Below are 11449 nucleotides of genomic sequence, written 5' to 3'. Positions count from 1 at the left end.
CTACTCCAAGTGTAGCTACGGTTAGTAGTTCTGGAGTTGTAACAGGAGTTTCAGCCGGTACAAGTGTAATCACGTACACAAATAGTAATGGATGTATAATAGATCAAACTTTTACTGTTTATGCGAGCCCTACTATTTCAGGTAATCCAATTGTTTGTGTTGGTTTAACAACAACATTAACAGGTTCAGGAACACCAAGTACTACAAGCCCATGGACGTCTGCTACTCCGAGTGTAGCTACGGTTAATAGTTCTGGAGTTGTAACAGGAGTGTCAGCAGGTACTAGTGTGATAAGATATACTGATGTAAATGGTTGTACTATTACGCAAACGATAACTGTAAATTCTTTGCCAACGATTACTGGTACTCCAAATGTTTGCGTAGGTGCTACAACAATATTAACAGGTTCTGCTACACCAAATGCTACCAATCCTTGGGTATCTGCTACTCCAAGTGTAGCTACGGTTAGTAGTTCTGGAGTTGTAACAGGAGTTTCAGCTGGAACAAGTGTAATTACATATACGAATGGTAATGGTTGTACTGTTACTCAAACAATAACTGTAAATCCTTTACCAACGATAACTGGTACTCCAAATGTATGTATTGGTTTTTCAACGACTCTAACAGGTTCGGCTACACCAAATGCTACCAATCCTTGGGTATCTGCTAATCCAAGTGTTGCTACTGTAAATGGTTCTGGAGTTGTGACAGGAGTTTCAGCCGGTACAAGTGTAATCACTTACACGAATAGTAATGGATGTACAATAGATCAAAGTTTTACTGTTTATGCGAGCCCTACTATTTCAGGTAATCCAATTGTATGTGTTGGTTCAACAACTTCGTTAACAGGTTCAGGAACACCAAGTACTACAAACCCATGGACGTCTGCTACTCCGAGTGTAGCTACGGTTAACAGTTCTGGAGTTGTAAGAGGAGTGTCAGCAGGTACTAGTGTGATAAGATATACTGATGCAAATGGTTGTACCATTACGCAAACGATAACTGTAAATTCTTTACCAACGATTACTGGTACTCCAAATGTATGTATTGGTTTTTCAACGACCCTAACAGGTTCAGCTACACCAAATGCTACCAATCCTTGGGTATCTGCTACTCCAAGTGTTGCTACTGTAAATAATTCCGGAGTTGTGATAGGAGTTTCAGCCGGTACAAGTGTAATCACGTACACGAATAGTAATGGATGTACAATAAATCAAATTTTTACTGTTTATGCGACGCCTACTATTTCAGGTAGTCCAACTGTATGTGTTGGTTCAACAACTTCGTTAACAGGTTCAGGAGCACCAAGTACTACAAACCCATGGACGTCTTCTACTCCAAGTGTAGCTACGGTTAATAGTTCTGGAGTTGTAATAGGAGTTTCAGCTGGTACTAGTGTGATAAGATATACTGATGTAAATGGTTGTACCATTACTCAAACAGTAACTGTAAATTCTGTACCAACGATAACAGGTACTCCAATTGTTTGTGTTGGTGCTACAACAACATTAACAGGTTCTGCTACACCAAATGCTACCAATCCTTGGGTATCTGCTACTCTAAGTGTAGCTACGGTTAGTAATTCTGGAGTTGTAACAGGAGTTTCAGCTGGTACAAGTGTAATTACATATACAAATAGTAATGGTTGTATCGTTACTCAAACAATAACTGTAAATCCTTTACCGACCATAACTGGTAGTCTAAACGTTTGTGTTGGCTTAACAACAACATTAACAGGCTCAGCTACACCAAATACTATAAACCCATGGGTATCCGCTTCCCCAAGTGTTGCTACGATAAATGGTTCTGGAGTTGTTACGGGAGTTACAGTTGGTACGAGCTTAATAACCTATGCCAACAGTAATGGATGTATAGTGACACAAACATTTACTGTAAATGCCTTGCCAATCGCGACTTTGTCTAGTAATGATTCTGATAATACATTTTGTTCAGGTACTTCAGTAATCTTTACTGCAGGGGGTGGTGTTAATTATAATTTTAGAGTAAATAGTTCAAGTGTTCAAAACGGAACTTCGGCAACTTATGTAACATCAAGTTTAACAAATGGTCAAAATGTAGATGTGGTTGTTACTAATGTGTCAGGTTGTATATCTACAAGTTCAGTAATCACTAATGTAGTGCTTCCATTACCAGTTCAGCCAATATTAAGTATTAATGCCCAGCCAAGTTGTATCTCTTCTTTAGGAAGCTTTAGGATTTCCAATTATAATGCCGCTTATTCATATACTATAAGTCCATCAACAGGGGTTGTAAGGTCTGTGGATTTAGTAACTGCTCCTTCAGGGAATTATGTTGTGATAGCTAATTTTGGAACATGTTCTACTTCAGCAAGTATTACGGTTAATCCAATACCTCCACAAATTCAATTTGAAATCGTCGGCGACTGCACAAATAAAGAATACGTGGCTATAGCTAGTCCATTGGCAAATTCATACAATCCAAATAATGTAGATTATCAATGGAAAGATAGCTCAGGTTCTCCAATAGGGACAAATTCAAATATTTTAAATGTTTCTGATTTGATTGAATCAACTTCTGCAAAAGAAGTTTTTCCTTTAAACTATACTTTAACAGTAGTGTCAACTGCAACAGGTTGTGAAACAACAAAAACGATTACAGTTGAAACCATTTATTGTAATATACAGAAAGGTATTTCCCCAGATGGTAATGGATCAAATGATTATTTTGATTTAAGATTAATGGATGTGAAAAAACTGGAAATATTTAATAGATATGGAATTAAAGTTTATGAACAATCTAATTATACCGATCAATGGAAAGGACAGTCAGATAAAGGAGATAACCTTCCAAGTGCAACTTATTACTATGTAATAGAACTGAATAAAGGCGTAACAAAAACAGGTTGGATCTATCTAATCAGAGAAAAGTAGTAAATTAATTTATTTTTGAAATCCATGTTAATTTCTGGATGAATAAAACGAAAAACAAATAGATATGAATAAAATATTTTTGACCTCTCTTTTAGTTCTTATTGCCTATATTGACTCAAATGCGCAACAGAACCCTCATTATACGCAATATATGTATAATATGAATATTGTTAATCCCGCTTATGCAGGTTCCAAGGAAAGTATATCTTTTGGAGCTTTATACAGAAAGCAGTGGGTTAATATTGAAGGAGCTCCCACTTCTTTTACTTTTTCTGGACATGCACCAGTGGGTAATAATGTTGGAGCAGGTTTGTCTTTTATCTCAGATAAGGTAGGACCAGTAACTGAACAGAACGTATTTGGAGACTTTTCATATACTTTAAAATTAAATGAGACCAGTCGACTTGCTTTAGGAATAAAAGCTGGCGTGTCGTTTCATCAAGTTGGTTTAAGAGACATTCAATCTTCCTTGCCAGATCCTTCAGAAGGAATTTTTGGCGAAGATATTAATGATGCATCATTGAATTTAGGAGCTGGGGCGTTTTATTATACAGGAAATTATTATGTAGCTTTTTCAATTCCGAATTTAGTAAAGTCTGCACATTTAGATTATAATGGGCGTGAATATGGTTCAGATGTATCTCATTATTTTTTAACTGCAGGGTATGTATTTGATGTTAATTATGATTTAAAATTCAAGCCGTCATTTATGCTTAAATCTGCAGCTAATGTGAATCCTTCTTTGGACTTATCTGCAAATTTTTTGTATAAAGAAAAATTTGAGATAGGAGCTACTTATAGATTAGAAGATAGTTTTGGTGGTATGGTAAATTTTGCTGTAACACCAGAATTAAGAATAGGTTATGCGTACGATCATATTATTTCAGATTTGAAAGTAACTAGTCCGTCTTCGCATGAATTTATTCTCTTGTATGATATATTTGTTCCGAAAAAAGTGTCTCGTTCTCCAAGATTTTTCTAATATTAAACTTTACGATTAATGAAAAAATTTACTATACTATTGTTTTTGGTGGTTTCGAGTATCTCACTGACAGCACAAAATAAAGATACAAAGATTGCTGATAAATTGTTTGGACAGTTTGAATATATTCAAGCAACGAAGGAATATCTGTCGTTAGTTGAAGATGGAAATACAGATTCGTACGTTTATAAACAGCTTGGCGATTGTAATTTCAATATGGCTAATACTGTAGAGGCTGAGAAGTGGTATGCAAAAGCTATAATGGGTAAACAAGATGCGGAAGTATATTATAATTACGCACAAGTGTTGAAATCGAATGGGAAGTATGCGGAGTCTAATATTCAGATGAAGCAATTTGCAAGTATGAAACCAAATGATAAAAGGGCTATTGATTTTATAGCTAATAAGGACTATTTGTCTGAACTTTTGAAGAAGGAGAAGTTATTCATGGTTAATAAATTAGAAATTAACTCTGATAAATCTGATTTTGGAGGAGTAATGCAGGGTAATGCCTTGTATTTTACAAGTGCTAGAAACGTAGGGGGTAAAACTTATGGTGTGAATGATGAGCCATTTTTAGATATTTATCAATCTACATATAGTAGTGATGGTAACTATTCTGAACCAATTTCTGTTTCAGAATTAAACACAAGGTTTCATGAAGGGCCGGTGTCGCTATCTAAAGACGGAAATACTATATATTTTTCCAGTGAAAGTTTTAACGATGATTTATATGAAAAAGATAAGGTTAATAAATTAAAAATTGGCCAAGTTAATTTATATAAAGCAACAAAACAAAATGGAAAGTGGACTGGAATTACGCCACTATCATTTAACAGTGGTAGTTATTCAACAAGTAATCCATCAATAGATAGCGAAGGAAAGATGCTTTATTTTTCTTCAAATATGCCTGGATCAATAGGTGGTATCGATATATGGAAAGTTAAAGTTAATAGTGATGGGAGTTTTGGAACTCCCGAGAATCTTGGGAGTACTATAAATACTGCTGGTGATGAAAGTTTTCCTTTTATTTCAGATGATAATGTGTTGTATTTTTCCTCAAAAGGATTAGCTGGTTTTGGAGGGTATGATATCTTTTCGGTAGATTTGAATAAAGTTAATCAACCTTATAATATTGGTGAGCCAGTTAATTCAGCGAAGGATGATTTTGCTTTTACTTATAATAAAGATAATAATATTGGATTTTTATCGAGCAACCGTTCTGGTGTTGATAATATATACAGTGCGATTCCAATATGTAAATCACAAATAGTAACAGTAGTTAAAAACTCCAAGACAGGTAATTTATTATCTAATTCTAGAGTGGTTTTGTTAGATAGAAATGATATTGTAGTTGATAGATTATTGTCTAATGAGAGTGGTGAGGTAAAATTTGATGTAGATTGTAGTAAAGAGTATTTTGTTGAAATAAATAAAGATGGTTTTATTTCTCAAAAAAGTGCCGCTATAAAAACTATCAAGGGGAGTTTAGTTGTTAATATTTCTTTGGATCCTATGAAAGAGGTTGTTGTTACGGAAAGAGAAATCGTTTTGAACCCAATCTATTTTGCTTACGATAAAAGCAATATAACCAAAGAAGGTGCTGCTGAACTTGATAAGTTAGTTTATGTAATGTCTAAAAATGAGGATCTAGTTATTTTTGTAAAATCGCATACTGATTCGCGTGGAGATGATAAATACAACCTTGATCTTTCCGATAGAAGAGCTAAGTCGACTATAAACTATATCGTTTCTAAAGGAATTAGTGCTGATAAAATAGATGGAAAGGGATTCGGTGAATCTGAGCTAAAGATAGATTGTCAACTTAATTGTAGCGATGAAGAGCACGCTACAAACAGACGTTCAGAATTTATGATAGTTAAAAAATAATAGTATGTTTTATAAAAAAAAGGGATGATCGAAAGACATCCCTTTTTTTATTTATCTATTTGTGATTCACTATCCGTGTACAGTTTCATTTTTTCCGTAATTTACAATGATGGATGTTTCAAAATCAATCCATTGTTGCCAACGTTTGTCTACATCAACATTGTCGGCATATTTTCGAGCAAAGCCTAAAAAAGTAGTGTAATGCCCCGCTTCACTAATCATTAGGTCTCTGTAAAATTTTGCCAATTCAGGATCTTTTATGTTTTCTGAAAGTACTTTAAAACGCTCACAACTTCTGGCTTCAATCATGGCTGAAAAAAGCAAACGTTCACATAAGGCGTCATTACGGCTTCCGTCTTTTTTCATGAATTTAAAAAGTTCGTTAACATAGCTGTCTTTGCGTTCTCTGCCTAAAATTAGCCCTTTGCTTTTTATTAAATCGTGCACCATCTGAAGGTGTTCTAGTTCTTCTCGAGCAATGATCATCAATTCGGTTACTAATTCTTCTTTTTCCGAATTTTGCGTGATAAGGCTAATGGCATTTGAAGCTGCTTTTTGTTCACACCAAGCATGGTCTGTCAAAATTTCTTCAATATTTGATTCAACTATATTTACCCACCTTGGGTCCGTGACTAATTTTAATCCTAACATGTCATTTTATTTAATTATTGCAAAATTAGTGTTTTCTTTCTGATTTCTTATTTAAATGATTGGCTTAGAGATATAATACCATTTTACATTCGAATTTACTGGAATAAAACGCACTTTTATCCTTTGTATTTCAACATAAAAGAAAACCGTAACAAAAGCTATGCTTTAATCGGTTGTTCTATTTTAAGAAAAAAATCATCATTTTATTTTACAGTAAAATCAAACATTAAATGGTATAAATTGTATTATTTTGTATCTGATATTAATTACAAAGATGGATCAGTTTAAAAAGCTTTTAATAATAGGTAGTGTGTGGCCAGAACCGAATTCTTCGGCTGCGGGGACCAGAATGCTACAGTTGATTTCTCTGTTTAAAGAGAATGGATTTGTTGTAACATTTGCAAGTCCTGCGATGGTCAGTGATTTTATGGTTGACCTGGTGTTAGAAGAAGTAGTAACAAAAAAAATCACTTTAAACTGTTCGAGTTTTGATGTGTTTGTGCGTGAACTAGATCCATCGGTGGTGATGTTTGATCGCTTTATGATGGAAGAGCAGTTTGGCTGGCGCGTTAGCGAAAACTGTCCAGAAGCCTTCCGATTATTAGACACCGAAGATTTGCATTGCTTGCGGGTAGCTCGTCAGAAAGCATTCAAAGAGAAACGAGCTTTTGTGGAGGCTGATTTATTAGTGGAAGATGTAGCTAAACGAGAAATAGCTAGTATTTTGCGTTGTGATTTGTCTTTGATGATTTCAGAATATGAAATGAAATTGCTTACAGAAATATTTAAGATTGATAGTTCGTTATTATTTTACTTGCCTCTTCTATTGGAAGAAATATCTAATGCCGATATGGATACGTTGCCTTCATTTGAAGAAAGGAATAATTTTGTTTTCATTGGTAATTTTCTCCATGAACCCAATTGGAATGCGGTTCAGTATTTAAAAGAAACTATCTGGCCTCTTATAAAAAAACAATTACCTCAGGCTGTTTTAAATGTTTATGGCGCTTATCCATCACAAAAAGTGTTGCAACTCAATAATATTAAGGAAGGTTTTATTGTAAAGGGCCGCGCCGCTAATGCGAGTGCTGTGGTGCAAGAAGCTCGAGTGATGTTAGCTCCATTGCGTTTTGGTGCAGGAATTAAAGGAAAGTTGTTAGAAGCGATGCAGTGTGGAACGCCAAGTATTACTACGTCTATTGGAGCAGAATCGATGCACGGTGATTTGGATTGGAGTGGTTTTATAGCAGGTAATTCGGTAGTTTTTGCAAATGAAGCGGTATTGTTATATCAAGATGAAAGACTTTGGCTTCAAGCTCAAAAAAACGGAGTTGATATAATTAATCACCGGTATTTAAGAGGATTGTTTGAGGATGATTTTATGGAGAAGATAAAATGGCCACAAGCTAATTTACAAAAACATCGTTTGAATAATTTTATGGGATCATTGTTGCAGCATCATACTTTGAAAAGCACCAAGTATATGTCGATGTGGATTGAAGCTAAGAATAAAGTATAGGGTATTTTTTGTAGTGGGGCGTTTTCGCATGAGGGATGGAAGCGGCATCCTTTTATGGAATGAAATGGAATAAAAGATATAGCGAACAGCCCGCCGCCGCTGAAACTTTAGTGGAAGCGGGGCCATGCCCAAATAAAAAACCCGTCAAGATTACGCAAGACGGGTTTTGGTTTTGTATAGAAACAGTAATTATGCAAGCATCGTAACTGGGTTTTCTATGTATTGTTTCAATGTTTGTAAGAACTGAGCTCCAGTTGCTCCATCGATAGTACGGTGGTCACAAGCTAGAGATAACATCATGGTGTTTCCTACTACAATTTGGCCGTTTTTAACCACTGGTTTCTCTACAATTGCTCCTACTGAAAGGATAGCAGAGTTAGGTTGGTTGATGATAGAATTGAATTCTACAATACCAAACATTCCTAAGTTAGAAACAGTAAAAGTACTTCCTTCCATTTCTGTTGGTAGTAGTTTTTTGTTTTTGGCTCTTCCAGCAAGATCTCTTACGCTTACGCCAATTTGAGATAAACTCATAGCATCTGTAAATTTCAATACAGGAACAACTAATCCATCCTCTACAGCTACAGCAACACCAATATTAACATGATGATTGATTGTAATTGCATCTTCTTTCCACTGAGAGTTTACCTTTGGATGTTTTTTTAATGCCATAGCACATGCTTTGATCACCATGTCATTAAAAGAAACTTTTGTATCAGGAATACTATTGATTATAGTTCTAGATTTCATTGCATCATCCATCGTAACTTCGATAGTTAAGTTGTAATGAGGCGCAGTAAATAAAGACTCTGCTAATCGCTTAGCTATGATTTTTCGCATTTGCGAATTCTTAATCTCTTCTGTAAATACTTCTCCAGCAGGAACAAATACTTTTGGAGTTGGTGCAGCAGTAGTAGCTGTTTTTGCAGCAGCAGCTGGTGCTGCGCTAGTTGGTGCAGCAGGAGTGAAATTTTCGATGTCGCTTTTTACGATACGTCCATTTTCACCAGAACCTTTTACTTGTGTCAATTGAATTCCTTTGTCACTTGCGATTTTCTTTGCTAATGGTGAGGCTAAAATTCGTTGTCCATCAGTTGAAGCTTCTTGAGTAACTGGTGTTGCTACGTCAGCTGGTGCTGATGTAGTTTCTTCAGTTGCTGCTGTAGATGAAGCTGAACCTTTAGCGCTATAATTTTCGGCAATACCTTTGATGTCTGTTCCTGCAGGTCCAATTATTGCTAGTAAGCTGTCAATTGGTGCAGCATTTCCTTCTTCGATACCTATGTATAATAAGGTTCCTTCGTTGAAAGATTCAAATTCCATCGTCGCTTTATCTGTTTCGATTTCAGCTAGGATGTCACCTTCGCTAACTTTGTCGCCTACTTTTTTTAACCAAGATGCTACTGTACCCTCTGTCATAGTATCACTTAAACGTGGCATAGTAACTACAACAACTCCTTTTGGTAAAGATGCTGATTCTGCTGCTGGTGCTTTTTCTTTTTTTGTAGTTTCAGATGGAGTAGGAGCTTTTTCAGTTTCAGATTTAGCTGCTTCGGTTTCAGGTGCTGATTGTCCTGCAATTAATGCAGCAACGTCTTCACCTTCTTTTCCTATAATAGCAAGTAAAGAATCTACTGGTGCTGTTTCTCCTTCTGGAATACCTATGTATAGTAGAGTTCCTTCGTTAAAGGATTCAAACTCCATTGTTGCTTTGTCGGTTTCAATTTCAGCTAGGATATCTCCTTCGCTAATTTTATCTCCTACTTTTTTAAGCCAAGTCGCTACCGTTCCTTCCGTCATAGTATCGCTCAAACGAGGCATAGTTATAATTGTTGCCATAATTGATTTATAGTTTATGAGGTATGAATGGATAGTTTTCTTGATCGTATACTACGTCGTAAAGTTGTTGCACTGGAGGGTAGTCAGATTCTTCTGCGAATGTTACACATTCTTGGACTAAATCTTTAACTCTTTGGTCAATTGCAGCAATTTCTTCTTCGGTAGCATATTTTTGCTCTTTTATCAAGTCTAAAACTTGAGTAATAGGGTCAATTTTTTTATATTCTTCTACTTCGTCTTTAGAACGGTATAGCTGAGCATCAGACATTGAGTGTCCTCTGTAGCGATATGTTTTCATTTCGAGGAATGTAGGTCCGTCTCCACGTCTTGCTCTATCGATAGCTTCTGTCATCGCTTCCGCTACTTTTACTGGATTCATTCCGTCGACTGGTCCGCAAGGCATTTCGTACCCTAAGCCTAGTTTCCATATATCTGTGTGGTTTGCTGTTCTTTCTACAGAAGTTCCCATTGCGTAACCGTTGTTTTCAACGATAAAAACAACTGGTAATTTCCATAACATAGCCATGTTAAAAGCTTCGTGAAGTGATCCTTGACGAGCAGCTCCATCTCCAAAATAGGTCATGGTAACTCCGCCTGTTTCAAAATATTTATCTGCAAAAGCTAATCCTGCTCCTACAGGAATTTGCCCTCCTACAATCCCGTGACCACCATAAAAACGGTGTTCTTTAGAGAAAATATGCATAGAACCACCCATTCCTTTTGAAGTTCCGGTAACTTTTCCTAAAAGTTCAGCCATTACACGTCTTGGGTCTACACCCATTCCGATTGGTTGAACGTGATTCCTGTACGCCGTAATCATTTTGTCTTTTGTCAAGTCCATCGCATGCAGAGCACCTGCAAGTACGGCTTCTTGACCATTGTATAAATGTAAAAATCCTCTGACTTTCTGTTGTATGTATAATGCTGCAAGTTTGTCTTCAAACTTTCTCCAAAGGAGCATATCTTCATACCACTTTAAATAAACCTCTTTTGTAACTTCTTTCATCTCAATTGTTCTTTTGCTAAAGTTTTTATTGTGTTATCAACTAGTACCTATAACGCAAAATAGTCTCCTCACACAAATTTGCGAATCGCAAAAATAAGACATTCCATCTAAGAAGTAAAATTAAAAGGCTTCTTTTTAGGTTTTTTACAAGAATTTTTTGTCGAACATAAATGGTAGCAAGTTTTTTAAAGAATCTGATTTGTAAATATCGCCTGTTTCTCCCATGAAATAAATTTCTATCGGAGTCTCTTGTCGGGTTTCGTATTCGGCTATTGATTGCCTGCAAGCTCCACAAGGTGGGATTGGTGCGATTGTTTTATTTGTATCTGAAGCTGCGGTGATTGCCATCTTTAGAATTTTTGCATCAGGATATACAGCACCTGCGTGAAAAATGGCGACGCGTTCAGCGCATAGGCCTGAAGGATATGCGGCATTTTCTTGATTTGAGCCTAAAACAATTTTTCCATTGTCTAATAGAAGAGCGGCGCCTACCCGAAATTTTGAATAAGGAGCATAGGCGTTTTTTCTAACCGCGACAGCTTGTTCCATCAAATCTTGGATGTCAGTAGGTAATTCTTGAAGTGAGTTATAAGCCGAAAATTGGCTGGTAATAGTAATTTTTCTCATCGTTTTTTAAGGAAAAAAAATCC

The 11449-nt window shown here is 36.0% G+C and carries 8 protein-coding genes; 4 read left to right on the top strand and 4 right to left on the bottom strand.

Annotation, left to right across the window (positions count from 1 at the left end; translation table 11 throughout):
* From AAC069_RS15250 to AAC069_RS15240, 3 genes are all read left to right on the top strand, one after another.
* Positions 1–2912: Ig-like domain-containing protein (locus AAC069_RS15250; protein WP_339921295.1), on the top strand; the 2912-nt coding region annotated here is incomplete at its 5' end.
* 64 nt (positions 2913–2976) lie between these two features.
* The gene (locus tag AAC069_RS15245) at positions 2977–3894 is read left to right on the top strand and encodes a type IX secretion system membrane protein PorP/SprF (RefSeq protein WP_339921294.1); all 918 of its coding nucleotides are present in this window, start codon (positions 2977–2979) and stop codon (positions 3892–3894) included.
* 18 nt (positions 3895–3912) lie between these two features.
* On the top strand, positions 3913–5784 hold the full coding sequence (locus tag AAC069_RS15240) for an OmpA family protein (protein WP_339921293.1): 1872 nt from the start codon (positions 3913–3915) through the stop codon (positions 5782–5784).
* Positions 5785–5853: 69 nt separating this feature from the next.
* Here AAC069_RS15240 and AAC069_RS15235 read toward each other — a convergent pair whose 3' ends face one another.
* A complete protein-coding gene (locus AAC069_RS15235) occupies positions 5854–6435 on the bottom strand; it encodes a tRNA-(ms[2]io[6]A)-hydroxylase (RefSeq protein WP_339921292.1) in 582 nt (193 codons plus the stop codon).
* 274 nt (positions 6436–6709) lie between these two features.
* Between AAC069_RS15235 and AAC069_RS15230 the strand changes: the two genes are divergently transcribed.
* Positions 6710–7954, top strand: coding sequence for a glycosyltransferase (locus AAC069_RS15230; protein WP_339921291.1), 1245 nt, complete (start codon positions 6710–6712; stop codon positions 7952–7954).
* A 189-nt stretch (positions 7955–8143) separates the two neighbouring features.
* On the opposite strand, the gene AAC069_RS15225 is transcribed toward AAC069_RS15230, so the two are convergent.
* From AAC069_RS15225 to cdd, 3 genes are all read right to left on the bottom strand, one after another.
* Positions 8144–9793, bottom strand: a complete 1650-nt coding sequence (locus tag AAC069_RS15225; protein WP_339921290.1) for a 2-oxo acid dehydrogenase subunit E2 — start codon at positions 9791–9793, stop codon at positions 8144–8146.
* Positions 9794–9800: 7 nt separating this feature from the next.
* Positions 9801–10799: a pyruvate dehydrogenase (acetyl-transferring) E1 component subunit alpha gene (gene pdhA, locus AAC069_RS15220; protein ID WP_339921289.1), complete on the bottom strand. Its 999-nt coding sequence runs from the start codon at positions 10797–10799 to the stop codon at positions 9801–9803.
* 144 nt (positions 10800–10943) lie between these two features.
* Positions 10944–11426 (bottom strand): cytidine deaminase, encoded by a 483-nt coding sequence (cdd, locus tag AAC069_RS15215; RefSeq protein WP_339921288.1) that lies wholly within the window; start codon positions 11424–11426, stop codon positions 10944–10946.
* Positions 11427–11449: the final 23 nt, after the last annotated feature.

The organism is uncultured Flavobacterium sp. (assembly GCF_963974175.1).
In the GTDB taxonomy this organism is placed as follows: domain Bacteria; phylum Bacteroidota; class Bacteroidia; order Flavobacteriales; family Flavobacteriaceae; genus Flavobacterium.
Note: the sequence above shows the minus strand (reverse complement) of the source record. Positions and strands in the feature narration are given on the sequence as shown.